Here is a 23,733-nt window from a genome sequence, read left to right on the forward strand (position 1 = left end):
CCCCAGGAAAGGAACCACACCTCATGACCGTCACCCAGACTGAAGCTGTCAACGACGTCGCCAAGCTCGAACGCCTCAAGGTGCTCAACAACGGAGAGAAGGTCCGCCTGACGTTCTCGGACGCCGAGTTCGAACGCCGTTTGGCCGGCCTTCGCCGGATCATGGCCGAGAAGGAACTGGACGCCGTCGTCCTCACCAGCTACCACTCGATCAAGTACTACTCCGACTTCCTATTCACCTACTTCGGCCGTTCCTACGCCATGGTGATCACCAAAGATGACACCGTCACCGTCACCGCAAACATCGACGCCGGAATGCCTTGGCGCCGCAGTTACGGCGAGAACCTCGTCTACACCGACTGGCGCCGGGACAACTACATTCACGCTATCCAGGAAGTCCTGCGCACCCGAGGGATCAACGTCCGCAGGCTCGGCGTCGAAGACGACAGCCTGCCGCTGGATAACCGCAACAAAATCCAGGCAGCCTTCGAGTCAGCCACCCTGGTGGACGTTGCCCAGGCCGCGATGCGACAGCGCATGATCAAATCTGCCGAAGAGATCGAAGTCATCAAGCACGGCGCCCGGATCGGAGACCTGGGTGGCGAAGCAATCCGCAACGCCATCACGGCCGGGATCACCGAATACGAGGTCGCACTGATCGGCACCGAGGCCATGGTGCACGAGATCGCCAGGACGTTCCCCGACTCCGAAATCCGCGACACCTGGGTCTGGTTCCAGTCCGGCATCAACACCGACGGGGCCCACAACTGGGCAACGACCCGGAAGATCCAGGAACACGACATCCTCTCGCTCAACTGCTTCCCCATGACCTCGGGCTACTACACCGCCCTGGAACGCACACTGTTTTACGGGGAACCGGATGCCCGCTCCCTGGAGTTGTGGAACATCAACGTCGAGGTCCACAAACGCGGACTGGAGCTCATCAAACCAGGCGCTATCTGCAAGGACATCGCAGCTGAACTCAACGAGATCTACATCGGGCACGGGCTGCTCGCGAACCGCACCTTCGGCTACGGGCACTCCTTCGGCGTCCTCAGCCACTACTACGGCCGCGAGGCCGGGCTGGAACTGCGCGAGGACATCGAAACGGTTCTGGAACCCGGAATGGTGGTCTCCATGGAACCCATGATCACCGTCCTCGACGGACAGCCCGGCGCCGGCGGCTACCGCGAACACGACATCCTGGTCATCGGTGAAGACGGAGCTGAAAACATCACCAAGTTCCCCTTCGGTCCCGAATACAACATCATCGGGGCCTAGCGGCCATCGCCATTCACAAGCGGCGCAGCGATTTCGTTGCGCCGCTCTGGCCATCCCCCTTCTGGGGGTAATCAGCTAGCAATCACACCTGCGTCAGCAGCATGCGCACAGGGCTGTCCCACTTCCATGGTTGTGGGACACCTCCGATGGGGCAGTCCCCCACCGATGTCGATGTAGTTTCCAGAAGTAGCGTGCGCCACGTCATGCGGAAGTATCGGGAACACTCGGTCCCAGCGAAGCGGAAAACTGCCGATTTCGTTTTCACCGCACGAGTATGGCGGCGCGGTAACGCTGGTCAGGTCGGCGGTCCCTGTACTAGGCGCAGCCTATCCGGTCAGTGTGCGTCGAGCAGCTGGTTCAGAGCGTGGCTCCGATCCATTCTGGCGGGTATGGGTTGGGGTGGAACGAGACGAAGACTAGATTGTCGTCATCGACCCACACCGGCGTTGGAGTGAACCTATTCCGGCACAGCCCCGAGTTGCTGCATCAGCTTCAGAGTGTCGGTGACTCCCCAGTGTTCAGCGGCCTTTCCATCCTCGAAGCGGATGATGTCGATCCCTCCGAATTCAATGCTCCGGCCGGTTGCAGGAATTCCGGCAAAGTCGCCTTGGTGGGTTCCCGTGCAGACTACGTAGACGGCCTCCAGATTTCCGTCGATCAGCGCTGGTGGTTCGAGCTTTGTCTTGATGTCTGGAAATGCCGCTCGGAGTGCTTTGACGAAGAACGCTACGCCTTCCTTGCCGGGCGGCTGACCGGGTAGAGGCTCCTCGTGATCGACAAAGTCATCCGCTACCAATTCATCGATGAGAGCGAGGTTTCCCCCTTCAAAAATTTCTTTGTAAAAGCGTTGCATTATCGGACTAGTCTCAGACATTTCAGTCTCCTTTGCATGGAACTCTACAGCTGTATGGTCCCACTCCCACCCTGCCCCCACAACGGTTCGTTGCCATGGATCTTCAGGCTTTCCGGGCACCCAGGGAGAACGTAGCGTCGAGTCCCTCACCGCTGCCGCCGGGCTCGGATTAAGTACCGCCTCGGCCCACCTGCAGGCACTGAAGCAGGCAGGACTCGTAACCACCCGCAGGGATGGTTCCAGGATTTATTACGACCTGGCCGGACCGGATGTTGCTGCCTTTACAGCCTGGTGCGCAGCGTTGCCCGTTCCCGGGTCCCCGACATCGAACAGAAACGCGCCGAATACCTCGGCATCACGGGCGACGAAGCGCTGGACGCTTCGGGGAAACCTACGGAAATGACCAGGGAGGAACTCCTGGAACAGGCCCGGGCGGGAACCATCACCGTGCTCGATGTCCGCCCACCGGAGGAATACGGCGCCGCTCACATTCCCGGCGCCATGTCGATCCCGCTCGATGAACTCCCTACCCGCCTGGGCGAACTCCCGGCCGACCGGGAAATCATCGCGTACTGCCGGGGAGCATACTGCGTGCTCGCCTACGAAGCAGTGGACCTTCTGCACTCCACCGGTCATCCTGCCCGGCGGCTGAACGACGGGATGCTCGAATGGCGCCTCCACGGGCTGCCCGTGGAAGCTGGCCACGCCGCCTAAGACCCTTTGTGCCCAGTGCTGCGCCCAAGGCAGGCACGCCGCATTGCCCCGGTCCAAAGAAACAGCAGCCAGGGAAAGCATCAAATGCGGGAAGCAACTGCGGTGACTCCGTTGCCTAGAGACAGTGGCCACTAGGGCGCGCTTCGAGGACAGAGAGTTGACTGACATGAGTGAGCTGAATGATGCGCACCCTACGCACGCTGTAAGCGATGAGGAGTTTTCGGATGTCCGGCACGAGACGTTCAGCAATCACGCGCGATCTTGAGGCCAATCGGGCGGAAGTGTTCGCAGCGTTCGCGGACGATCGAGTGCGCCGGCTGTGGTTTCGGATACCAGGAAAGGGAGCGATTTACGATCACGACTTCCGCATCGGCGGAGGTGAGGATGCGAGCAGCACCTTCGTGATGCCCGAGGAGCCTGTCCATAAGCTGCGCAATCGATCCCGCTACCTCGACATCGCTCCCGACTGCCGAATCGTATTCGTCTATGAAGCGATCGTGGACGACGTAACCCGGTGGGCATAGCTCGTGACAGTGACCCTCGCGGATGCGGAAAGAGGGAGAAGCACACTTACCTGGACGGAGCAGGTCACGTTCCTCACTCGCACCGGGGACGGCAGTGCCGACCTTCCTCACCTACGCGGCGGGACCGTCCTTCGCCTCAACGGGCTACCGGCGGCCCTCAATAAGGACGGGTCGTGAACCCGCCCCAGCGGCCCCTGGCCCACACGTTGCCGGCCGGGCTAATAATTGCCGGATCGCTACGCGCCTCCCCTCCCCCGCGCCTAGCTGACCGGGTTGCCGAACCAACGCCTCAGCTGCGCATCGAGTTCCGCCTGTTCCGTGCCGGCCCAGGCCACATGGCCGTCAGGTCGCAGCATCAGGGCCTGCACGCCGAGTTCCTTGCTGCCGTCAACGACCTGATCGACCCGCTCCGCCCAGCCATCCGTCGAGAGCCGGCCGGTGGAGTCGAGCAGCAGGCCCCGGCCCCGCCGCATCAGCGCATAGAGACGTCCATGTTTGAGATCGACATCGGGGAGCCGTTTGCCGAGCAGGTCGTGTCCGACTCCGAAGTCGTAGCTGACCCCGAGCGCAGTGATCTTTTCGATCAGGTATCTGCTCACATCCTCAAAATCCATGAGTTCTGTCAACAGCCGGCGAACGGCCTGGGCTCCCGGTTCGGTGGTCATCAGTTCACTCTGGGCGCGGGTGTTGTTGAGGACTTCTGCCCCCACCGGATGCCGTTCGGTGTGGTAGGTGTCCAGAAGCCCGTCCGGCGCCCAACCGCTGATCTCTGCGGCCAGTTTCCAGCCGAGGTTGAAGGCATCCTGGATGCCAAGGTTCAATCCCTGTCCTCCTAGCGGTGGGTGAACATGCGCGGCGTCACCGGCGAGGAACACTCGTCCGACCCGGTAGCGTTCGGCCTGGCGGGTGGCGTCATTGAAGCGCGAGAGCCATCGTGGCGAGTGGACACCGAAATCGGTGCCCGCGAAGGCCTGCAACTGGCGTTTGATTTGTTCGAGCGTCGGCAGGAGGGTACGGTCTTCGGTGATTTCCCGGTTGGGTACCACGACCCCGTACAGGCCGTTTCCTGCCGGACCGACGCCGAACGCCTTTTGGGCTTGCCGGACCTCGGCGACGATGGCTGCCACTTCCTCCGGCGGCATGGACAGTTCCATTTCACCCCTTAGCCATTCCGTTCTGGCCGACTCACCCGGGAATCCGACGCCAAGCAGCTTTCGGACCCGGCTGCGGCCGCCGTCGCAGCCAACGAGGTAACCCGAACGCTCACGCGTGCCGTCGGCCAGCTGAACGGTCACGCCGCCAGGGCCTTGGCTAAAGCCGACCAGTTCGCTGCCGCGCCGGATATCGGCCCCCAGTTCTGCCGCGTGTTCGCTTAGCAAACGATCTGTGACCGGCTGCGGGATGCCGAGAACGTAGGCGTGCGCGCTGTCCAAGTGCTGAGGCCACGATTTATCGATGCCTGCGAAGTGACCGGCACCTGGATACTTTCGGCCGTGTATGAGGAATCGTTCAAGCAACCCTCGCTGGTCGAGGATCTCGATGCTGCGCGCATGCAGGCCAAGCGAACGAACCTGCTTGGTCGGCTCGGGCTCCTTCTCCAGCACCAGCACCCCTGCACCCTGGAGCCGCAACTCGGCTGCCAACATCATCCCTGTTGGCCCACCACCGGCAATGATCACGTCCGTCATCAAAATCCCATCCACAAAGAGTCCATGCGGCCACCCTCGCACCGCCGGCCGAGCGCAATTTCCCTCGCTTCTGGCCGCAGTTGACAATTTTGCCTCTACAGGGGGGCCTTGCGGCAAGGTCCCCCCGGAGCTATATCCTGAAAATGGCAAGGAGTAGCTTCATTCCTTGCCTTTCTCTGGAGTCACGAACGGCTTTCCTCAACCCAAAGAAATGCAGCAATATAGGGATCTTTTTATACTGGCCCATATTTTCTTATGGCTCGAAAGGAAGCGAGGCGTGCCCGGGCGGCGGCATGCCGTGAGTTTTCTGTGGACGACACCGGCCGCGCATCCACAGCGAGCAGCTGCTGCGGCATGGCCTGTGTGAGGATCCTGTACATAGTCGGATCCGGGGCTATAGTCACTCCCCCTGTCGTCAGGCCCTGACCCATACAATTGTTCTCCCCACGGAAGCGGAGGACGCGATATGGAGCTACATCTCTTTCTTCCCCCGAGGTCGCCATGGACCCGATCCCAACGACGACAGTGTCAAGAGAAACGGTTCCGTATACCTCGACGCACGCTCGGCAGGGGGCCGGAACGGTGACCAGCTTTTTAGTCCATGTGCTGGCCCTTCCCGCATAAGGAACGTCAACCGTGCGTAGGCACCAAACGGCCTCTGGCGGAGGCTAGGCTCTATGCCATGATGACCAATCAGCGACTTGAGCCCCTGCTCGAGCAGTACGACTGGGCGACGGAACGACTCCTCACTCGCCTTGCCGGGCCCACCAGCAACTCTGGTGATGGCAGCGACGTCGACGTACCGGTACTGACGGACGCCGAGTACCTCTGGGAACCGGTCGACGCGTGCTGGTCGGTGCGGAGGCGCGCCGATGGGCCCGGACCGGGCGCCATCAAGCTTATCGGCGCGGGTGAGTGGGGGCGAGACGGCGCCCCCGAAAGTCCGTGGCCTCCGCCTTTCACAACGATCGCCTGGCGGCTTGACCACATCTCCGAGACCCTGTTGGGTCGAGCCAATCACCTCGGTGGTGACCGAACGTTCGATAGAGCGACGTACGAATCACGACCAGATGCAGCCGGCGCCATCGAGAGGTTCCGTCACGCCGCAGCCGACTGGCGCCGGGTACTACTCAGTGTCGATGTGTCCGACTATGACCGGACAGGGCTCAGCAGCTACCCGTACGGCAGCGATGCCGAGGAGACCTTTCCGACGATCGTGTGGTGGGAGAACCAGGAGATCTTGCACCACGGAGCCGAGATCGCGCTGCTCCGCGACCTCTACATTCACCACTTTCAGTAGCGACGAGCACGCACCGCAGACAGCTCAGCCGACGGAGTCCCTACGAGACGTCGAGTGGATACAGAGGATTACGTCCGCGTCGGTGGATAGGTGCCCGTAAGCCGGTCCCCCACCGCGACCACTTTTAGGCTTCTGCCCGCTACCGCCCGGCCGGCTTGGCCCGGACATGCATCCGCTCTCCCTGCCGGCCGAACAGGCTCAGGAACTCCACAGCCTGGGTGTCAGCCCGCCCGAACCAATGCGGCACCCTGGTGTCGAATTCAGCGGCTTCACCGGCGGGAAGAATCAGATCCCTCTCACCCAGCACCATCCGCAGGTTCCCGTTGAGAACATATAGCCATTCATAGCCCTCGTGGACCTGCGGGTCGGGTTGCTCGGGCCCGCCCGCGTGCAGGATGTGCTTATACGCCTGGACTCCGCCGGGCCGGCGCGTCAACGGGATGATGGTCATTCGCTTCTTCACGATAGGGCGCAGATGGACTCTGGGATCTCCGGTGGAAGGAGCGCCCACCAGTTCATCGAGCGGCACCTGATGGGCCTTGGCGAGGGGCAGCAGCAGCTCCAGGTTGGGACGCCGCTGCCCCGATTCCAACCTAGACAACGTGCTCACGGAAATGCCGGTCGCCTCCGAAAGGGACGCAAGGGTGGTCTCCCTGGTCAGTCGGAGGGCCCGGAGGCGTGGCCCCACCGCCGAAAGTACGTCGTCGATCATTTCATCCATTCCCACAGTTTGCCATTTCAGCAACATCCTTTGCCACTCTTTGCGGGGATCGAGAAGGATTAGGAGAACGATAAATTCTGAAAGGAAACGCTATGTATGACGTGGTAATAGTCGGTGGCGGCGCGGCTGGTCTGAATGCAGCCCAGATGCTCGGCCGTGCCCGGCGGTCGGTGATGGTGATCGACGGCGGTGAGCCGCGGAACGCTCCTGCCGAGGCGGTCCATGGCTTCTTGTCCCGCGACGGCATCAGCCCCGTCGCATTGCTAAAAGCGGGCCGGGCTGAGGTGGAGTCCTACGGCGGCCAGGTCCTGGATGGCCAAGTGACCGCCATCGAACGTACGGACGGGGAACGCGGGGAATCAGGCGCCTTCAAGGTAATGCTCCAGGACGGAACGGGTCAGGAAAGTACCGTTCACGGCAGGCGCCTGTTGATCACTACGGGCCTGGTGGACGGGTTGCCCGAAGTTCCTGGCATCCAGGAACTCTGGGGCAAGGACGTTCTGCATTGCCCCTACTGCCACGGCTGGGAGGTCAGAGACCGGGAAATCGGCATCCTGGGAACCGGACCGATGGCGGTCTTTCAGGCACTCCTGTTCCGGCAGTGGAGCAGCAACATCACTTTGTTCCTTAATGGATCCATCGAACCCGATGAAGCTGAGCTGGAGCAGTTGGCGGCACGGAATATCACGGTGGTGCATGGCGCAGTGGAGCGGCTGCAACTGGAACAGGGACGGCTCAGCGGGCTGCAACTTGCCACAGGCGGCGTGGTTTCAATTGATGCTCTGGCTGTGGCACCCGTTTTCACGGCCCGTACTCAGTACTTTTCCGGACTTGGCCTAAGAATCCAGCAACATCCCAGCGGAATGGGGGAATACGTTGAGACCGACGCCGATGGCGCCACCGCTGTTCCTGGGGTGTGGGCCGCCGGGAACGTGGCGGATCTTCGCGCCCAGGTTCTGTCGTCGGCAGCAGCAGGCGCCGCAGCCGCCGTCGCGATTAATTCCGATTTGATGGCGGAAGAACTGCAGGCGGCGGTGGCCGCTTACCGGCAACGCGTCTCCGTATAAGCCCCTCTGCTTGACGTCGGACAACGCGGAGCCTCAGTAGAGGAAGATATCGATCCACTCGCGGTTGTGGGCGTGGACCAGCACCAGGAACAGGACAAAGTCGAACAGCAGGTGGACGCACACGATGTACAGCAGGGATTTGGTAATCGTGAAGAGGCGGGCCTGGAGCAGCGCAAACGGAAAGATGAAAAACGGGGCGTAGGCGTGGAATCCCAATTCCCAGAGGAAGGAGGTGAAAAGGACCGCCTGGAGCAGGTTGGCCTGCCAATCCGGAAGGTGACGCCGCAGAAGGGTGAACGCGGTGCAGACGAAGAAGAGTTCGTCCCAGATTCCCAAGCCGTTGGTTCCCACGAATAGGCGGGCAATGCCCTCAGGGTCGCTGACCGCAGGCCAGTTGTTGTAGACGCCCGTCTGGATCATATAGACCGGAATCAAGGCATAACCGATCACGACGACGGCGGGCAGGTACCATTTCTCCGCCCGGGTCCATGGCTGCCCGGTTCGGATAGGGAAACGGACAGCATAGTCCTTGGTGACAAACCGTGAGACAGCATAGGGAATCCCCACTGCCAGAATCATGGCCGTTCCCATGACCAGCATGTGCTCCGTGCTGATGTCGGTGGTGATGGGAACGGCGCTCATTGCAATCAGGCCGACGGCAATGAGCGCAAGGTCCGTGAAAAGCGCCCGTTTGATGACGGCAGCAAGCACCAGGGCTGCTCCCAGCACGATGTATCCAACGGTGCGGTCCTCCAGAACAAAGAGGACAAAACCTGACAAGGACAGCAGCGCTGCAGGGACCAGGCTCAAGGAGGTCCTGTCCGGCCTGCCGGGGCCGGGGGTCCGGGCCGCCGCCGGCGCCTTGGGTTGTTGACTCATGGTGGCCTACCTGTGCTTAAACTCCGGCGTGCGCTTCTCGCTGAACGCCGCCATGCCTTCTTTCTGGTCCTCAGTGGCGAAGAGGGAATGGAAGATCCTGCGCTCGAAAAGGACACCTTGGGCCAGCCCGGTTTCAAAGGCTGCGTTGACGGCCTCCTTGGCGATCATTGCCGCCGGCTTGGACTTGGAGGCAATGACTTCGGCGGCCCGCAGCGCTTCCTCAACGACGTCTGCGGCGGGAACCACCCGGGATACCAGTCCGGAGCGCTCAGCCTCCTGGGCGTCCATGAACCGTCCGGTGAGGATCATATCCATCGCTTTGGCCTTGCCCACGGCCCGGGTAAGCCGCTGTGAGCCACCCATTCCGGGCAGGACGCCGAGATTGATTTCGGGCTGGCCGAACTTCGCATTGTCGCCGGCAATGATGAAATCGCACATCATGGCCAGCTCGCAGCCCCCGCCCAAAGCAAAGCCGGAAACAGCCGCCACCACCGGGATGCGGAGCCTGGTGAAATCCTCCCACCCGCGGAACCAGTCCGCGGAGTACATGTCGACATAGCCTTTGGCGGCCATTTCCTTGATATCCGCTCCCGCGGCAAAGGCTTTGGCTGAACCAGTGAGAACAACGGCACCCACCTCGGGATCGGTGTCCATGGCGCTCACGGCTGAAACGAGTTCATCCATGGTGGTTTTGTCGAGAGCGTTCAAGGCTTGGGGTCGGTTCAGTGTCACCAGTCCCACACGTCCACGGCGCTCCACCAGGATGTTTGAGTACTGTTCCGTCATCCTTGGCCCCTTGCCGGTCGCTGCTCCTGGTCCCGTTCCGCCGCCCCTTCAGGCTCTTGAGCCTGACCGGACCTGTCCCGGATGGCCGTGATGATCGCCGAGAAGTCCTTTCCCGCACCGCCTTCCGCCGCAAACCTATCGTAAATTTCGGACGCCAGTGGACCCACGCGCGCTGCGACCCCGGTGCTTTCCAGCGCGTTCAGTGCAAGCCTGAGGTCCTTGGCCATCAGTGACCCGGCGAACCCCGGCTCGTAGTCACGGTTGGCGGGGCTGGTGGGCACAGGGCCGGGAACGGGGCAATTGGTGGTCAGAGCCCAGCACTGTCCCGACGCGGCCGATGCAACATCGAAGAGAGCCTGGTGGGTGAGACCCAGTTTCTCCCCCAAAACAAACGCCTCACTCACGGCGATCATGGAAACGCCGAGGATCAGGTTGTTGCAGATTTTGGCGGCCTGACCAGCCCCGTGATCGCCGCAGTGGACAACCCGCTTGCCCATGACTTCCAGTAGCGGGCGGACCGCTTCGAAATCTTCCGGGAGAGCACCCACCATAAATGTCAGGGTTCCGGCCTCAGCCCCCACAACACCCCCGGACACCGGCGCGTCCACCGAGCGGTGTCCCGCGTCCACCGCCAAAACCGCCGCCTCCCTGGCCTCATCCACATTGATGGTGGAGCAGTCCAGGAACATGGTGCCGGGTGCTGCCACGGCCAGTAGCCCGGGTTCCCAGCCGCCTCCGGAGGAGAAGTCGCTCCCGGCGGAGAAGTCGCTGCCCGTTGCGGAGTCCCTTCCCCTGTACGCATCCAGGAGATGCTTGCCGCTGGGAAGCATGGTCAGCACCACAGCCGCTCCTTCGACGGCGGCAGCAGCCGTGTCCGCCGTCGGAATTCCGTGACTGCGGGCGGATTCCAGGGCTGCTGGCATCACGTCGTAGCCCACTACCCGGTATCCGGCATTGACGAGGTTCAGGGCCATGGGAGCGCCCATGTGTCCGAGGCCCAGGAAAGCAATGGTTCCCGCTCCGTTGGGTGATACCTCAGGCATTGTCCGTCTCCTTTACTGAAAGATTCAGCTCGCGATCCCCATGCGGCTCAAAATACCTCGCGACGTCGGCGTCCCGCACTTCTGCCAGTGTGGCCGGCAGCCAGTGCGGGTTCCTGTCCTTGTCTACTACCTGGGCCCGGATTCCCTCGCGAAAGTCAGGACCGGCCAGGAAATGCAGGCCCACCGTGAACTCCTGTGTCAGTGCCTGCTCAAGAGTCATTCCCCGTGCTCTTCGCAACGACTCCAGCGCAACCTTCACGGCGGTGGGCGACTTCGACCCTATGGTCTCAGCGGCCTTGGCGGCTTCGCCACCGAAGACCAACAGCCGGCGGAGGATTCCTTCCACGTTGTTGCCTGCGTAGCATTCATCAATCCAGGTCCGCTGACCCGCCAGGACCGAGTCCGGGGCCCGTTCCGCAAAATGGCCGACGGCGTCTTCCGCTCTTTCGCTTTCCAGGGCGGCGGCCAGCGCCGGCAGGTTTTCCGAGCGGATAAAGTGGTCGGCCAGCCCAAGGAACAAGGCATCGGCACCGTCCAGGTGAGCCCCGGTCAGGGCAGCATGGGCGCCCGTCTCGCCCGGCGAGCGCGAGAGCAGCAGAGTACCGCCGACGTCGGGCACAAAACCGATGGTTGTCTCCGGCATACCTGTCCGCGTGCGCTCCGTGACTATCCGGACAGAGCCATGCGCCGAGATCCCCACGCCTCCGCCCAACACCAATCCGTCCATGAACGCGACATACGGCTTGGCGTACCGGGCAATCATGGCGTTCAGCCGATACTCCGCTTCCCAGAAGTCAGCCGTCGCGGATCCTCCCGTGAGCATGTCACGGTAAATGGCCACGATATCCCCGCCGGCGCACAGACCCCGGTCACCGGAACCCCGGACCAACACGGTGGAAACGGTGTCGTCGTCGGCCCAGTCAGCAAGCTGTCCCAGCATGGCGTGAACCATGCTTGCCGTGAGTGCATTGACGGCCTTGGGACGGTTCAGGGTGATGATGCCAAGGTGCCCCCGTTTTTCAGCGAGCACCTCCTCCAGCGTGCTGCTTCCCGGGCCGTTGCCTGCCGGGCCACTGCCGGGCATCAGCTTCCTTCCGGCATGATGAAGCTGGCACCCTGCCGGACGCCCGAAGGCCAGCGCGTGGTCACGGTCTTGGTCTTGGTGTAGAAACGGAACGCGTCAGCGCCGTGCTGGTTGAGGTCCCCGAACCCGGAGGCTTTCCAGCCGCCGAAGGTGTAGTAAGCGATCGGCACGGGGATCGGCACGTTGATTCCTACCATTCCCACCTGAACACGGCTCGCGAAATCCCTGGCTGCATCTCCATCCCGCGTGAAGATGGCCACGCCATTGCCGAATTCGTGCTCGCTGCAGAGCCGTAGTGCCTCCTCGTAATCCCCGGCGCGGACCACGCTGAGCACCGGGCCGAAAATCTCTTCCTGGTAGATTTTCATGTCCTTGGTGACGTTATCGAAGAGGGTCGGACCCACCCAGAAGCCGTTTTCGTACCCTTCGACTGTGAGCCCCCGGCCGTCCGCAAGGAGGGTGGCTCCCTGATCGACGCCGGACTGGATGTAGCCCTCGATCCGCTCTTTGGCGGAGGCTGCAACAACAGGGCCGAAGTCCGAGTCCTTGTCCAGGCTGTGGCCTACCCTGAGGGCCTTGACGCGTTCCTCGAGCTTCGCCACGAGGGCATCGGCTGTCTCCTGCCCGACAGGCACCGCCACAGAAACGGCCATACAGCGTTCGCCCGCGGAGCCGTAGCCGGCCCCGATCAGGGCATCGGCGGCCATCTCCAGATCCGCGTCGGGCAGGATCACCATGTGGTTCTTGGCCCCGCCGAAGCACTGTGCCCGTTTGCCGTGAGCGGCAGCCGTTGCGTAGATATATTGGGCAATCGGAGTTGAACCAACAAAACCGATCGCTTTCACCCGCTGATCCTCCAGCAGCGAATCCACCGCTTCCTTGTCCCCGTTGACCACGTTGAAGACGCCGTCAGGAACCCCTGCCTCGCTGTACAGTTCGGCGAGCCGCAGCGGGACCGAGGGATCACGCTCGGAGGGCTTGAGGATAAAGGCGTTTCCCGCGGCGAGGGCCGGGCCGGACTTCCACAGCGGAATCATTGCAGGGAAGTTGAAAGGTGTTATGCCGGCGACCACACCCAGCGGCTGCCGCAGTGAGTGGACATCGATGCCTGCACCGGCGTCGTCGGAAAATTCGCCCTTAAGCAGATGCGGGGCTCCGGCGGCGAACTCCACCACCTCCACGCCGCGCTGAATGTCCCCTCTGGCATCGGGGAGGGTCTTGCCGTGTTCGGAGGCCAGCAATCTGGCCAGTTCGTCCATGTTCCGGTTGACGAGTTCCACGAACCGGAGCAATATCCGTCCGCGCCGCTGCGGGTTCATCGCCGCCCACTCAGGCTGTGCCTTTTCCGCGCTCGCTATGGCCCGGCTGACTTCATCCCGCGCAGCCAGTGCCAGCCGGGCTTGCACTTCGCCCGTGCAGGGATCGTAGACCTCTCCCCAGCGTCCTGAGGTACCTTCCACCCGTTGCCCGTCAATGTAATGGCCTAGCTCGCGAACCATGATCGATGCTCCCTTGCATGTGGGTCCTGGAATGCCGGTCCGGCAACAGATGCGCGGTGATCCCTGCCACCGGCACATTGTGAGCCCGGTGCACGTGTGACCCACGCCATCTGCTGCCGAATATACTCGGACTTCCTACTAAATTCCAGAGCGGTTACCGGTAGCTCGCTACCCTGCCTTGCCTGCCGGGGCAGCTGCCTGTGGGGCCCGCCGAGGGGGATCATGGGAGCCAAGTTCGGTAAGTTAGGAACTGTGAAGATTGCTACCTGGAATGTGAACTCCCTCCGTGCCCGAGCCGACCGCGTTGAGGCGTGGCTTCGCCGCAGTGACTGCGATGTACTGGCTATCCAGGAGACCAAGTGCTCCGACGAGAACTTTCCCTGGGAGCTTTTCGAGCGGGACGGCTACGAAGTAGCCCACTTCGGGCTCAACCAGTGGAACGGCGTCGCTATCGCTTCCCGCGTAGGGATCGACGACGTCGAGCGCACCTTTTTGGACCAGCCGGTATTTGGCAAAGCCGGGAAAGATCCGGTGGCTGAGGCGCGTGCCATCGGCGCCACCTGCGGCGGCATCAAAATCTGGAGCCTTTATGTTCCCAACGGACGGTCGCTCGACGACGAACATATGCCCTACAAGCTCAACTGGCTCAACACTCTCAAAACCCACGCCGAGGGCTGGGTGACAGCAAACCCGGAGTCCCAGATTGCCCTCATGGGCGACTGGAACATCGCACCGCAGGATGAAGACGTCTGGGACATCGACCTTTTCCTTTCGCAGGGTTACACCCACGTGAGCCCGCCCGAACGTGCTGCATTCCACGCCTTTGAAGCTGCCGGATACACCGACGTGGTCCGGCCCCACACTCCCGGACCCGGCGTTTACACCTACTGGGACTACACCCAGCTCCGCTTCCCCAAGAAGGAAGGCATGCGGATCGACTTCGTCCTGGCCTCTCCTGCCCTGGCTGCAAGGGTCACGGGGGCTTCGATCGACAGGGAAGAACGCAAGGGCAAGGGTGCTTCGGACCATGCGCCGGTTATTGTTGAGTTGACCGACTGATGAGCCGCACGCAGGGGATGATGGGGAGGTGGCTGCAATGACCGGCAACCTTTACCGGGGACAGGCCGGCCTGCCCTTCTCCTCAACCCTGCGTATCTACGAGCCGCTGACTGCTTTTCCGGAAGAGCAGCGCGCCGCGATCAGGGCATCCGCCGCCCGTGCCAAATCACGGGCCGCTGTGGAAAACGCCGAACTCCTCGCATCGTTGGGACGCATCACCAGGCCAGGCGGGGATCCGTTCCCCACCGGGCGCACCGACCTTGTTCGGGTGATGCCCCTTGCCGGAAAGCCCGACGGCGATACCCCCGAGGGGAAGCCCTCCGTCACGCTGTTGTACTGCCCCAGCCAGTTGGTTCTCCGGGCAGGCCTGGCGGCGAATGCGCTGATGGAAGGCATCCACGGCCCGCTGGCTGAACTGCTGATCGCGGAGGAACAGCGGGACCGCCATCAGGAACGGATAGACCTGGTGAAGGCCAAGGAAGGCGTAGGCAAGGTTCACACCCGCGCATCCACCTGGGGAATCCCGTTCAGCTGGTTCTCGCTTTTTCAGGAGTCCGACCACAAGGATGTGGTGGAATCAGGCGGCCGCATCCTCACCGTTCGTGTGCGGGCCAATATCGCTGACGCCCTCGAACGTGTCCGATACGCGGTGGCAAACCTTGCATTGGCGGCGCCGGACCTGGATATGCTCGATGATCTTGCCCAGCTGACTGAATGGCTGGAACTTTTCCACGCCGACTCCTGGGTGGAACTCGATTACGGAGCGGTAGCGGACAAGGTGTACCCCGACGACTCCCCCATGGATGTCCGCCTTGGCATTGAATGCCTGGCCGAGGGTGACATGACCGGCGCTGCCGCAGCCTACCGCCGGCTGGCTTCCCGCTGGATCCCCATCCGGCAGCTGGCGCGTGCGTCCTAGGCAGAGACCGGCCGGGGCTCCCGGCGTGGGGTTGCCCCGTGAGCCGGCGGGGGCGCCGTCGTCGAACGAACAATAAGCTGGTGCGGCGCAACCATGGAGTGAACGGATCCCGTGCGGCCATCGAGTTCATCCAGCAGCATCTTGGTTGCCAGTTCGGCCTGCACATCCGGGCGTTGGCCAACGGTGGTCAAGCCCAATGTGACAGAGAAATCGTGATCGTCAATGCCGATCACGGAAAGATCCTCAGGGACCCGCACTCCCCGGCGGTTGGCCTCAAAAATAACTCCCATGGCCATTTCATCGGATGCGCAGAAAATGGCTGTCGGCTTGGGACCGGCAGTGTCCCATAGCTTGATGAACGCCTGCTGCCCGCTCCTGACGGTGAAGTCGCCCACCTCGTCCCACTCCGGACGCAGGTCAAGGCCGGATGCGGTCATCACGTCCTGGAAGGCCTTGATGCGGACTCTGGGGACGTCGAAATTCAGGTCCGTCTCGTCGTCGCCATGGAGCAGGGCGATGTCCTTGTGGCCCAGGCTGATGAGGTGACGGACAGCGGTGGAGGCGGCGGCATAGTCATCAATGCCGATATATGCGCACTCCTCCACATGGCCGCCGACCACTACCAAGGGAATATCGATTTTCTGAAGATGGCTGAGTTCTTCGTGGGTCAGCGCCATACACAGGACCAGCAAGGCATCAATTTGCTTGTAAACCATGGTCCTGCTGAAGAGACGCTCACGGTTGCTGCCGTGCCCGCCCAGGTTGAACAGGGACAGGTTGTACTGCCTGGCATGCAGCTCCCGGTCAGCTCCCTCAATGGCTTTGGAGAAGAACCAGCGGCTCACGAACGGCGCGAGCACACCAATGGTCTTGGTGCGGCCGGTGGCGAGTCCGGAGGCCGAGGAGGAGGCAACGTAGCCAAGCTCCGCGGCAACGCGCAGGATCTTCTCCCGCGTGGTGGGCGACACCCTGGGCAGTCCCCGGACCGCCCGTGACACAGTGGCCGTGGACACTCCTGCGGCAGCTGCCACGTCCTCAATGCTGACACCGGAATGGCCGCCCCGTTGAGCCCTCTCAGATGTCCGTGCCACGATCTCCCCTTATTCGGCTATGCCGCGGAAGTCGCTGCTGTGCTCCCTGTCCGCAACAAATGAGTCTAGTGCCCGCGCTCCAGCTGGGCCGCCTGAGGTCCGTAAGTTACAGACGGCACAGCCGGAAGCGGGTCATACAGAGGATCAGCCCTTGAGGCCACCGGCAAGCAGACCTCGTACGAAGTAGCGCTGGAGGGCGAAGAAGACGCCCAACGGAATAATGATGGACACGAAGGCAGCTGCGGGGTTCAGGTAGTCCCTCGCGCCGCGTGTGCCGGAAATTTCCGCAAGCCGCTGGGTAATAGGAGCAACGTCCGGAGTTCCGCCGGAGAAGACCAAAGCCACCAGCAAGTCATTCCACACCCACAGGAACTGGAAAATCGCCAGGGAAGCCAGAGCCGGAACAGACAGTGGCAGGATGATTCGCCAGAAGATTGTAGTGTGCCCCGCCCCATCGACCCTTGCTGCCTCAATCACTTCCCCGGGGATCTCGGAAATGAAGTTGTGCAACAGGAAGATGCCCAACGGCAAACCAAAGATCGTGTGGGCAATCCACAGCTGGGTATAGGACCCGGCTGGCAGTTGCAGGACTTGGGTAAAGAGCTGCAGCAGAGGAATCAGCGCCATCTGCAGGGGGACAATCTGCAACGCGAAAACGAAGATAAACATCGCGTGGCGCCCCCTGAAATTACCCCAGGCGAAGATGTAAGCCGCCATCGATGCCAGCACCAGGACGAACAACGTGACGGGGATGACGATGGCGGTTGAGTTGATCAAGTACTGGGACAGATTGGGTGACTGCGACCCTGCAGCGGCGGTCGCATCGACATAGTTCTTGAAAGTGAACTGCCCGTCAAAAAAGGCATTCCACCAGCCGTCGGAGCGGGGGCCCACCTGTTTTGCGGCCGGACGGAACGATTGAACGAAAAGGCCGAAAGTGGGCACAGTCCAGATTGCGGCAATGATGAGGGCGGCAGCGGTGGCAAAAGGCGAGGTGAGCTTGGTTTTCACACGGCGCATGATGGGCTCATCGGCGGCGTGGATGCCCTTCTCGCCAAGAGGAAGACCAACCAGGGCCTTATCTGCCTCGTCCCGTGCTGGCGTGGCGGTCATCGGATCTCCCTTTGCTGACGAAGTACGCGTGCGTTGTAAACGACGATGGGTAGGACCAAAAGGAAAAGTACAAGGGCCAAGGCGGCACCACGGCCGGGTTCGTCGGCGCGGAAAGCCTGTGTGTACATTTCATTGGCCACCACAGAGGTCTCGAAGTTACCGGCCGTCATGGTGCGGACAATATCGAACACCTTGAGGGTGGCAATGGTGATGGTGGTCAGCACCACAACCAAAGATCCACGGATCCCCGGGATGGTGACGTTACGGAACTGCTGCCACGGGTTGGCTCCATCAAGCCTTGCCGCCTCAACAAGTTCCACGGGGACACCCTTAATAGCGGCTGACAGGATCACCATGGCGAAACCTGTCTGGATCCAAACCATGACGATGATCAGGAAGATGGTGTTTTCCGGAGCATCGAGGAGGAACTGTTTGGGATCCATCCCAACTGCCACACGCAGTGCGTTCAGCACGCCCGTTTGTTCGATGCCGGCGCCGCGGAAGTCGTAGACCAGCTTCCAGATAACGCCTGCACCCACGAATGAGATGGCCATGGGCATGAATACCAGGGCCTTCAGGATCCTCTCGCCCCGCGCTTTGTCGATGAAGACCGCATAGGCGAGGCCGAAGACTGTTGATAGCAGGGGGACGAGTACGGTCCAGATAACGGTGTTCCGCAGCGTGATGACCGCCTCAGGCTGGGTAAACATCCAGACGAAGTTGTCCACTCCGTTCGGCGTCCCCTTGGCGTCTGTAAATGCCAGGTACGACGTCTGGACCGCAGGATAGACCAGCCCGACGATCATCAGGATGGCCGCCGGCGCTAGAAAGCCGATGACTGTAACTTTATCTCTTGTTGATTTTGGTGCCCTGTCCACAAGCAGCATGATGAGCCCGATGACGGCTGCGAAAGCCGCGATCGCGATCCCTACTTGGAGAAGTTTCCCTCCGACGAATTCCATGGCCAACCTCCGGGGTGTGCGTGGATGAGTTGATTGAAGGCAAAATGCTGCGTTCCCCCACGGGTGCTTGAGCAGGGGAACGCAGCATCGCAGCTGTTAGCTCTTGGGCCAGCTGCCTTCAATACTGTCGGCGACCTGCTTGGACGGAGTGCCGTTGATCCACGCCACAATTCCCTTCCAGAAGGAGTTGGAACCGACGGCTGCGGGCATCAGGTCAGAACCGTCGAAGCGGAATACCGTCGCGGGATCCTGAAGGAGCTCAACGGAAAGCTTGTCCAGCTCCGACTGGGCGTTCGCAGGATCGAGGCCCTTGTTGGCGCTGACTACACCACCGAGCTTGACCCTGTTGTTCGCGAATTCCGCGCTCGCCATGTACTGCAGGAAGGACTGAACCTCGGGGGTGTCCTTGTAGGCGCCTACCATCTCGCCGCCGCCGGTGATCGCCTTGCCCTTGCTCTCGTCGATCGCAGGGGTCATGAAGGCCCAAACGTCACCATCGGGAGCCACAACCGTACCTTCGGGCCAGTTAGCGGCCTGGAAGTTGGCCTGGTGGTGCATGGCGCACTGACCGTCAAGAACCGGCTGGCCAGCCTGTGCGAACCCGGTTGTCAGGATGGAACGGACGTCGCCGAAGCCACCATTGACGTAGGCCGGGTTAAGCAGGATCTCGCCGGTCTTGTCCATAGCGGAAACAATGCGGGGATCGTTGAACGGGATCTGGTGGGCGATCCACTGGTCGTACACCTCAGGGCCTGCCTCACGAAGGACGACGTCCTCGATCCAGTCGGTACCCGGCCAACCTGTGGCCTCACCGGACTCGAAGCCCGCACACCACGGCTTCATGGCACCGTCGTCCGCGATCGTCTTTGTCAGGGCCATCATTTCGTCAAAGGTCTTGGGAACTTCCCAGCCCTTTTCCTCGAATGTCTTGGGCGCGTACCACACGAAGCCCTTAACGTTGGCAAGCATTGGGGCCGCATAGAACGTTCCGTTGACGGTTCCGTACTTCTTCCAGTCGGCCGACCAGTTTTCGTCCACGAGGTCTGAGACGGCCTTCGGAGCCGGCTTCAGGTTGCTGGCCTGAGCGGCCAACAAACCGGGCTGCGGGAAGATCGCAACGTCCGGCGGGTTTCCGGCCTGGGCGCGCACACCGATCTGCGTTTCGAATTCCTTGCTGCCTTCGTATTTGACCGTGATGCCGGTGCATTCTTCGAAGTCCGACCAGGCTGTCTCTAGGTTCGTGGCTTCAATGTCAACGATGGTCGAGTAAACCGAAACGGTCTTGCCTTCGTGCTTGCCGTAATCGGAGTAGGCGGAGCAATCAGCAGCCTCGCCACCCCCGCCGCCACCAGTTTCAGGACTACATGCCGTAACGGTTAGGGCCAGGACACCGACCGCTGCGGCCGGAATTAGGAACTTTGGGCTTTTCATTACTGGAGACTCCTCGCTGAGTGACAAGAGAAAATCGCGGTGCAGACTTTGTGACCTCAATCACCCTAGTAAGCCTACGTATCGAAATGCAAGCGTTTACACAAAGCTTTATCGAAAGGAGACCTGATCATCAGAATCCCAACAGGAAGCTCGGCTAGCGGACGCGTTCGGCCCTGCTGAAACGGGCACGAGTGCCTGCCCCAAGGTGAAGCAACACGGGGGTATGTTTGCCGATAACAAGGTCCAGGGCCTCGACGAGCGCCGAAACCTCGGCCGCCAAGACGTTCGGAGCCACGCCCAGGCGCGGCTGCAACCTGATTCTTAAGGCAGGTTCCCCGCGGATCTGGTACGTCGCTACAGATACACCGGCGAGATCCGGACGGTCGGCAAGGGCTGCCTTCAGCGCCTGCTCCGCAACGCCGCCCCCGATCCTAAGATCACCGGGCACATCGCCGGGATCCTCCTCAAACAGGATGAGATCCGCCCGGCCCTTACCCTGTTGGGCAATCCACGCCACCATGGCACCGATCAGCAGCACCAACAGAAGCACCAGCAGGATCCACACCCAGCTCTCCTGACGGCCGGGAAACCTGGTCTGGTCAAATAACTGCTGGGCTCCGGACCACAATCCTGCCGACCACGACTGCCACCACGAGGCCACGGCAGGCACGCTTGCCAGCAGAGCCAGGAGGGCGCCGATAACCAACAAAATCAGACCCAGTAAGCCGATCAGGATCCGGTTGAGAAGCCGGGGAGTGCTGTTCATGCTCCCACCACCCCGGACGTCGCCAGGTTCACCCGAACCTCGGGCATGGGCGACGGCGCCATGCGAGTGAGTTCATCCTGCACAGCCGCCAAAACGTCGTCGTGCCTGACGGGCACGCCGGACGTCGGGCGGACATTTACCACTGCCTGATGCCTGGACACGACCACCATCACCTGTTCCGGAGTCACGTTGGCGGCGAGCCGGGCGCGTCTGGCCAGCGCGGCGGCAATGATTTCATCGTCCACCAGCACGCCCGCGCGGGGATCCTGGAGGATATGCCGGGCTTTGCGCCCCGGCAGCACTGCGCTGAGGAAGAAAAACAGTCCAGCCATGAACACCACGCCTCCTGTCACTCCCAGCAGGAGTGGCGGGATGCCTTCAGGGAGGGCGACTATCCGGTGGGCGGCGGTCTGCGGATCGATAAGCCAGGGAGGCTGCCCGATGGCCCGCACAGCCGCCTCCAAGAGCGCATAAGCGCAAAGAATGATCACCAGCACGCCGGCAACAACCGCAACACCGGCCCTTGACGACTGTGTTTCGCGCTGGAGGATCCATGGCATCAAGGAACCAGGGACGCCGTTTGTCCCACCTGCCTCCTGCCACTCCCCCTCATGCGTCGCCATGACTTCGGTGTCTTGCGCCCCTGCCGCAGTTTGGGCTTCGCCCGGGTTGTTTCCGTAGGCATGGCTCACAGCACCCGCCCCCTTTCGGAAACAGCTGTTCCGCTGATTCTGATATCCACGCGGCTCAGCTGAGCTCCGCTGAGTTCCATCACGCGATCCAGGATGACCGACTTGGCAGCCACAGCCCTGTCCCGGATGGAACCGCCAGAGACGGCCACGCGTTCCGGATTCCGCAGCACCGAAGCCAACGGCGGGATCCTGATGGGGGAAACCAGCGACAGCGCAAGCAGGCCGTCGTCGTCGGACCAGTCAGCCCGGACATCGTGGGCCTCGACCCCCAGGGCCTCGGCGGCCGCTGCACGGGCCAGACTGGTGAGCGCTTGGGTGCTGATCCTGTTGTGCCCCTCCAGTATCCGGCCCTGCTCTGTCATCGGGGCCGTACTGCTCATGATGAAGAGCGCCGGCCCGTAATGGCGTCCATGACGCTGCGCAGATCGAGTTTCCCTTCAGCCGCGCGGCCCAGCAGGGCCCCGATGCCCATAAAAAGGAGGGAACCCAGGAAGCCCCAGACTCCGAACTCGAAAGACATGAAGGCGACGAAGGCGCCCATTGCAATTCCGGCAACTGTCAGGCTCATGGGATTGCCTCTCTCTCCGGACGGCTTCCCGGAGCTGCCGGGGCGTTGAGTACTGGACGTGGCTCCGGGGTTGTTCCAGGCTTCACCGGTCCCGGTACATAAATGTCATTGATCTCGACGTTGACTTCGATGACCTGCAGCCCCACAAGCTCTTCCACCGCTGAATAGACGGCGGAACGCACCTGATTGGCAAGGGAATGAAGCGGGGTGCCATAGACCGCCACCAGGTTGAGGTCCACGGCGACCTGGGTCTCACCTACTTCAGCATGGACACCTGCGGCGTGGTCCGAACTGCCTACAGCGTCTCGGATAGCACCCAAGGCACGCGAGGGTCCCGTCCCCAGGGAATAGACCCCGGGCACCGCCCGTGCGGCGATGCCGGCAACTTTTGCCACTGCGGTCTCGGAAATGACGGTACGTCCACCACCCGGTACTGCAGCGGCGGCGTCCGCGCGGACCCCCTGGCCGGGTTGTGGGTTCTGGTATTCCATCGAGCACTCCCCTTCTCTTGGAACAACCCTATCCCTTGGCCCCGACAACCGCGCGGACCCCGGCCGATGTGCCTGCGGGCCCATGCCCCTGGAGGAAGATCGCCGGCAGCTACCGCCCCCTATTTACAATTCGCGGCCAGCCAGGTTGTGACCGGCCCCATAGCATCGTTGAACTTCCCGCTGGAGAAGACGGTCTGGTCAGTGAGGCCTGCAACAGCCACTTCATTGAGGTGTTCGAAATCGGCCCTAACGCTGTCCGGCGCCTTCTCTGCGGTTTCCGCCAGTTCGGCCTTGAGCTGATCAAGTTCCTGGGTCTTGCCCTGCGCTGCCGACATCGGCAACAGGGATGCTCCCGTGGCCTGCTGGGAGATGGTGGTGCAGGCTTCAGCAGCGCTGGCGAAACCTCCGAAAGGACCGGAGGACTTGGTGGCGCTGGGTGTCGCGGAAGGAGCTGCAGCCTCGGACACGGGCGCATTGCCGGTACTGCTGGCTTGCGGTGCCGAGCAGGCCGACAGCGCGAGGACGGTGAACAGGGCGGCGGCAAGAGGGCGTGCAGAGATTTTCACAAGTCACATTTCTGTTGAGGATAGTTTTCTGTTGAAAGTGCACCACCGGCCGTTTACGACGCTGGCGGCAGCATATGTCCCCGGCGTGCGAGTCTAGCCCGGAATGCCGTCCGGTTTCCAAGCGGCCTGACTTGTGGAAGGCCTCTGATGCTGGAAACACGGGCATTCAGCCGTAAGAAATGGGGGCACAGGGAAGGGCCGACGACGGCTGGGGGGGAGCCTCGGTCTCAGAAGGCTCTGCCATCGTCGGCCCCGTCAATCTCCCGGCCGTAACCTGGGAAACCCTTGCGAGACCTAAGCACCTGGCCGAAACGTCCCGGTTTTTTCGGGGTCGCCACCAGTTGCCGTTCTCATTTAATCTCGCAGGGGTACCCGTCCACACGCGTAGTGTGTACTCGTTTTTTTGGCCAGATAGAGGCCGCACCACTTGCTTTTTTCCAGTGGTCCGAACGGCTTGGGCAACTGCGCTGATCCAGGCCTTTCTCCAACCTTGGACCGGCGCTTAAAGAAGAAAAGCACCAGTTCCGAAGAACTGATGCTTCCCAGTGGTGGCTCCGACCGGCGTCGATCCGGTGACCTTTCGATTTTCAGTCGAACGCTCTACCAACTGAGCTACAGAGCCTAGGTGACATGTCAC

At 61.9% G+C, this 23,733-nt stretch carries 26 protein-coding genes and 1 tRNA gene; 8 read left to right on the forward strand and 19 right to left on the reverse strand.

What is annotated here, in order from left to right; all coding sequences use genetic code 11:
• The first annotated feature begins 23 nt into the window (after nt 1–23).
• The gene (locus tag MU551_RS20210; RefSeq protein WP_247048346.1) at nt 24–1,280 is read left to right on the forward strand and encodes an aminopeptidase P family protein; all 1,257 of its coding nucleotides are present in this window, start codon (nt 24–26) and stop codon (nt 1,278–1,280) included.
• A gap of 457 nt (nt 1,281–1,737) precedes the next feature.
• On the opposite strand, the gene MU551_RS20215 is transcribed toward MU551_RS20210, so the two are convergent.
• Entirely contained in the window at nt 1,738–2,154 is a 417-nt protein-coding gene (locus tag MU551_RS20215; protein ID WP_247048347.1) for an ester cyclase, read from the reverse strand.
• Here MU551_RS20215 and MU551_RS23675 point away from each other — a divergent pair.
• The 3 genes from MU551_RS23675 (at nt 2,153) to MU551_RS20225 (ending at nt 3,371) form a co-directional block, all read left to right on the forward strand.
• Nucleotides 2,153–2,536: an ArsR/SmtB family transcription factor gene (locus MU551_RS23675; protein WP_372489905.1), complete on the forward strand. Its 384-nt coding sequence runs from the start codon at nt 2,153–2,155 to the stop codon at nt 2,534–2,536. The two genes, MU551_RS20215 and MU551_RS23675, sit on opposite strands and share 2 nt — an antisense overlap.
• Nucleotides 2,425–2,847, forward strand: coding sequence for a rhodanese-like domain-containing protein (locus MU551_RS20220; protein ID WP_247048348.1), 423 nt, complete (start codon nt 2,425–2,427; stop codon nt 2,845–2,847). Before MU551_RS23675 ends, MU551_RS20220 begins: the two co-directional genes overlap by 112 nt.
• Nucleotides 2,848–3,071: 224 nt before the next feature.
• Nucleotides 3,072–3,371, forward strand: coding sequence for an SRPBCC domain-containing protein (locus tag MU551_RS20225; RefSeq protein ID WP_247048349.1), 300 nt, complete (start codon nt 3,072–3,074; stop codon nt 3,369–3,371).
• A 260-nt stretch (nt 3,372–3,631) separates the two neighbouring features.
• Here MU551_RS20225 and rox read toward each other — a convergent pair whose 3' ends face one another.
• Nucleotides 3,632–5,059 carry a rifampin monooxygenase gene (rox, locus tag MU551_RS20230; protein WP_247048350.1) on the reverse strand — a complete coding sequence of 476 codons (1,428 nt, stop codon included), beginning with the start codon at nt 5,057–5,059 and terminating at the stop codon, nt 3,632–3,634.
• Between the two features lie 682 nt (nt 5,060–5,741).
• On the opposite strand from rox, the gene MU551_RS20235 reads away from it, so the two are divergent.
• Nucleotides 5,742–6,359 carry a DinB family protein gene (locus tag MU551_RS20235; RefSeq protein ID WP_247048351.1) on the forward strand — a complete coding sequence of 206 codons (618 nt, stop codon included), beginning with the start codon at nt 5,742–5,744 and terminating at the stop codon, nt 6,357–6,359.
• 139 nt (nt 6,360–6,498) lie between these two features.
• On the opposite strand, the gene MU551_RS20240 is transcribed toward MU551_RS20235, so the two are convergent.
• Nucleotides 6,499–7,080 carry a helix-turn-helix domain-containing protein gene (locus MU551_RS20240; RefSeq protein WP_247048352.1) on the reverse strand — a complete coding sequence of 194 codons (582 nt, stop codon included), beginning with the start codon at nt 7,078–7,080 and terminating at the stop codon, nt 6,499–6,501.
• A gap of 92 nt (nt 7,081–7,172) precedes the next feature.
• Here MU551_RS20240 and MU551_RS20245 point away from each other — a divergent pair, with 92 nt between their 5' ends.
• Nucleotides 7,173–8,147 carry an NAD(P)/FAD-dependent oxidoreductase gene (locus MU551_RS20245; protein WP_247048353.1) on the forward strand — a complete coding sequence of 325 codons (975 nt, stop codon included), beginning with the start codon at nt 7,173–7,175 and terminating at the stop codon, nt 8,145–8,147.
• 33 nt (nt 8,148–8,180) lie between these two features.
• On the opposite strand, the gene MU551_RS20250 is transcribed toward MU551_RS20245, so the two are convergent.
• Genes MU551_RS20250 through MU551_RS20270 form a run of 5 tightly spaced genes read right to left on the reverse strand, consistent with a single transcriptional unit; the run spans nt 8,181 to nt 13,438 of the window.
• Complete coding sequence (locus MU551_RS20250) at nt 8,181–9,026, reverse strand: CPBP family intramembrane glutamic endopeptidase (protein ID WP_247048354.1); 846 nt, start codon at nt 9,024–9,026, stop codon at nt 8,181–8,183.
• Nucleotides 9,027–9,032: 6 nt separating this feature from the next.
• Nucleotides 9,033–9,812 carry an enoyl-CoA hydratase gene (locus tag MU551_RS20255; RefSeq protein WP_247048355.1) on the reverse strand — a complete coding sequence of 260 codons (780 nt, stop codon included), beginning with the start codon at nt 9,810–9,812 and terminating at the stop codon, nt 9,033–9,035.
• Nucleotides 9,809–10,855 carry a 3-hydroxyisobutyrate dehydrogenase gene (gene mmsB, locus MU551_RS20260; RefSeq protein WP_247048356.1) on the reverse strand — a complete coding sequence of 349 codons (1,047 nt, stop codon included), beginning with the start codon at nt 10,853–10,855 and terminating at the stop codon, nt 9,809–9,811. Before mmsB ends, MU551_RS20255 begins: the two co-directional genes overlap by 4 nt.
• Nucleotides 10,848–11,939 carry an enoyl-CoA hydratase/isomerase family protein gene (locus MU551_RS20265; protein ID WP_247048357.1) on the reverse strand — a complete coding sequence of 364 codons (1,092 nt, stop codon included), beginning with the start codon at nt 11,937–11,939 and terminating at the stop codon, nt 10,848–10,850. Before MU551_RS20265 ends, mmsB begins: the two co-directional genes overlap by 8 nt.
• Nucleotides 11,939–13,438, reverse strand: coding sequence for a CoA-acylating methylmalonate-semialdehyde dehydrogenase (locus MU551_RS20270; protein WP_247048358.1), 1,500 nt, complete (start codon nt 13,436–13,438; stop codon nt 11,939–11,941). The genes MU551_RS20265 and MU551_RS20270 overlap by 1 nt, the downstream gene beginning before the upstream one ends.
• Before the next feature lie 252 nt (nt 13,439–13,690).
• Between MU551_RS20270 and MU551_RS20275 the strand changes: the two genes are divergently transcribed.
• A complete protein-coding gene (locus tag MU551_RS20275) occupies nt 13,691–14,497 on the forward strand; it encodes an exodeoxyribonuclease III (protein ID WP_247048359.1) in 807 nt (268 codons plus the stop codon).
• Nucleotides 14,498–14,534: 37 nt separating this feature from the next.
• On the forward strand, nt 14,535–15,416 hold the full coding sequence (locus MU551_RS20280) for a DUF8083 family protein (RefSeq protein ID WP_247048360.1): 882 nt from the start codon (nt 14,535–14,537) through the stop codon (nt 15,414–15,416).
• Here MU551_RS20280 and MU551_RS20285 read toward each other — a convergent pair.
• From MU551_RS20285 to MU551_RS20335, 11 genes are all read right to left on the reverse strand, one after another.
• On the reverse strand, nt 15,413–16,507 hold the full coding sequence (locus MU551_RS20285; protein WP_247048361.1) for a LacI family DNA-binding transcriptional regulator: 1,095 nt from the start codon (nt 16,505–16,507) through the stop codon (nt 15,413–15,415). The genes MU551_RS20280 and MU551_RS20285 overlap by 4 nt on opposite strands.
• Before the next feature lie 144 nt (nt 16,508–16,651).
• A complete protein-coding gene (locus MU551_RS20290) occupies nt 16,652–17,620 on the reverse strand; it encodes a carbohydrate ABC transporter permease (RefSeq protein WP_247048362.1) in 969 nt (322 codons plus the stop codon).
• Nucleotides 17,617–18,582: a carbohydrate ABC transporter permease gene (locus MU551_RS20295; RefSeq protein WP_247048363.1), complete on the reverse strand. Its 966-nt coding sequence runs from the start codon at nt 18,580–18,582 to the stop codon at nt 17,617–17,619. The genes MU551_RS20290 and MU551_RS20295 overlap by 4 nt, the downstream gene beginning before the upstream one ends.
• Before the next feature lie 96 nt (nt 18,583–18,678).
• The gene (locus tag MU551_RS20300; RefSeq protein WP_247048364.1) at nt 18,679–20,013 is read right to left on the reverse strand and encodes an ABC transporter substrate-binding protein; all 1,335 of its coding nucleotides are present in this window, start codon (nt 20,011–20,013) and stop codon (nt 18,679–18,681) included.
• A gap of 154 nt (nt 20,014–20,167) precedes the next feature.
• The gene (locus tag MU551_RS20305; RefSeq protein ID WP_247048365.1) at nt 20,168–20,779 is read right to left on the reverse strand and encodes a hypothetical protein; all 612 of its coding nucleotides are present in this window, start codon (nt 20,777–20,779) and stop codon (nt 20,168–20,170) included.
• Nucleotides 20,776–21,339, reverse strand: a complete 564-nt coding sequence (locus tag MU551_RS20310; protein WP_247048403.1) for a hypothetical protein — start codon at nt 21,337–21,339, stop codon at nt 20,776–20,778. The genes MU551_RS20305 and MU551_RS20310 overlap by 4 nt, the downstream gene beginning before the upstream one ends.
• Nucleotides 21,340–21,467: 128 nt before the next feature.
• On the reverse strand, nt 21,468–21,851 hold the full coding sequence (locus tag MU551_RS20315; RefSeq protein WP_247048366.1) for a hypothetical protein: 384 nt from the start codon (nt 21,849–21,851) through the stop codon (nt 21,468–21,470).
• The gene (locus MU551_RS20320) at nt 21,848–22,039 is read right to left on the reverse strand and encodes a hypothetical protein (protein ID WP_247048367.1); all 192 of its coding nucleotides are present in this window, start codon (nt 22,037–22,039) and stop codon (nt 21,848–21,850) included. The genes MU551_RS20315 and MU551_RS20320 overlap by 4 nt, the downstream gene beginning before the upstream one ends.
• Nucleotides 22,036–22,530: an Asp23/Gls24 family envelope stress response protein gene (locus MU551_RS20325; protein WP_247048368.1), complete on the reverse strand. Its 495-nt coding sequence runs from the start codon at nt 22,528–22,530 to the stop codon at nt 22,036–22,038. The genes MU551_RS20320 and MU551_RS20325 overlap by 4 nt, the downstream gene beginning before the upstream one ends.
• 119 nt (nt 22,531–22,649) lie before the next feature.
• Nucleotides 22,650–23,096 (reverse strand): hypothetical protein, encoded by a 447-nt coding sequence (locus MU551_RS20330; protein ID WP_247048369.1) that lies wholly within the window; start codon nt 23,094–23,096, stop codon nt 22,650–22,652.
• 546 nt (nt 23,097–23,642) lie between these two features.
• Nucleotides 23,643–23,718 (reverse strand) — tRNA-Phe (locus MU551_RS20335).
• Nucleotides 23,719–23,733 lie beyond the last annotated feature (15 nt).

Source organism: Arthrobacter rhizosphaerae, assembly GCF_023062595.1.
Taxonomy (GTDB): Bacteria; Actinomycetota; Actinomycetes; order Actinomycetales; family Micrococcaceae; genus Arthrobacter; species Arthrobacter rhizosphaerae.

Bases quoted from the DNA above. Each gene is read 5' to 3' on its own strand.
- MU551_RS20210 (WP_247048346.1), top strand. From the start codon at position 24: ATGACCGTCACCCAGACTGAAGCTGTCAACGACGTCGCCAAGCTCGAA.
- MU551_RS20215 (WP_247048347.1), bottom strand. From the start codon at position 2,154: ATGTCTGAGACTAGTCCGATAATGCAACGCTTTTACAAAGAAATTTTT.
- MU551_RS20225 (WP_247048349.1), top strand. From the start codon at position 3,072: ATGTCCGGCACGAGACGTTCAGCAATCACGCGCGATCTTGAGGCCAAT.
- rox (WP_247048350.1), bottom strand. From the start codon at position 5,059: ATGACGGACGTGATCATTGCCGGTGGTGGGCCAACAGGGATGATGTTG.
- MU551_RS20235 (WP_247048351.1), top strand. From the start codon at position 5,742: ATGATGACCAATCAGCGACTTGAGCCCCTGCTCGAGCAGTACGACTGG.
- MU551_RS20240 (WP_247048352.1), bottom strand. From the start codon at position 7,080: ATGGATGAAATGATCGACGACGTACTTTCGGCGGTGGGGCCACGCCTC.
- MU551_RS20245 (WP_247048353.1), top strand. From the start codon at position 7,173: ATGTATGACGTGGTAATAGTCGGTGGCGGCGCGGCTGGTCTGAATGCA.
- MU551_RS20250 (WP_247048354.1), bottom strand. From the start codon at position 9,026: ATGAGTCAACAACCCAAGGCGCCGGCGGCGGCCCGGACCCCCGGCCCC.
- MU551_RS20255 (WP_247048355.1), bottom strand. From the start codon at position 9,812: ATGACGGAACAGTACTCAAACATCCTGGTGGAGCGCCGTGGACGTGTG.
- mmsB (WP_247048356.1), bottom strand. From the start codon at position 10,855: ATGCCTGAGGTATCACCCAACGGAGCGGGAACCATTGCTTTCCTGGGC.
- MU551_RS20265 (WP_247048357.1), bottom strand. From the start codon at position 11,939: ATGCCCGGCAGTGGCCCGGCAGGCAACGGCCCGGGAAGCAGCACGCTG.
- MU551_RS20270 (WP_247048358.1), bottom strand. From the start codon at position 13,438: ATGGTTCGCGAGCTAGGCCATTACATTGACGGGCAACGGGTGGAAGGT.
- MU551_RS20280 (WP_247048360.1), top strand. From the start codon at position 14,535: ATGACCGGCAACCTTTACCGGGGACAGGCCGGCCTGCCCTTCTCCTCA.
- MU551_RS20290 (WP_247048362.1), bottom strand. From the start codon at position 17,620: ATGACCGCCACGCCAGCACGGGACGAGGCAGATAAGGCCCTGGTTGGT.
- MU551_RS20295 (WP_247048363.1), bottom strand. From the start codon at position 18,582: ATGGAATTCGTCGGAGGGAAACTTCTCCAAGTAGGGATCGCGATCGCG.
- MU551_RS20300 (WP_247048364.1), bottom strand. From the start codon at position 20,013: ATGAAAAGCCCAAAGTTCCTAATTCCGGCCGCAGCGGTCGGTGTCCTG.
- MU551_RS20305 (WP_247048365.1), bottom strand. From the start codon at position 20,779: ATGAACAGCACTCCCCGGCTTCTCAACCGGATCCTGATCGGCTTACTG.
- MU551_RS20310 (WP_247048403.1), bottom strand. From the start codon at position 21,339: ATGCCATGGATCCTCCAGCGCGAAACACAGTCGTCAAGGGCCGGTGTT.
- MU551_RS20315 (WP_247048366.1), bottom strand. From the start codon at position 21,851: ATGAGCAGTACGGCCCCGATGACAGAGCAGGGCCGGATACTGGAGGGG.
- MU551_RS20320 (WP_247048367.1), bottom strand. From the start codon at position 22,039: ATGAGCCTGACAGTTGCCGGAATTGCAATGGGCGCCTTCGTCGCCTTC.
- MU551_RS20325 (WP_247048368.1), bottom strand. From the start codon at position 22,530: ATGGAATACCAGAACCCACAACCCGGCCAGGGGGTCCGCGCGGACGCC.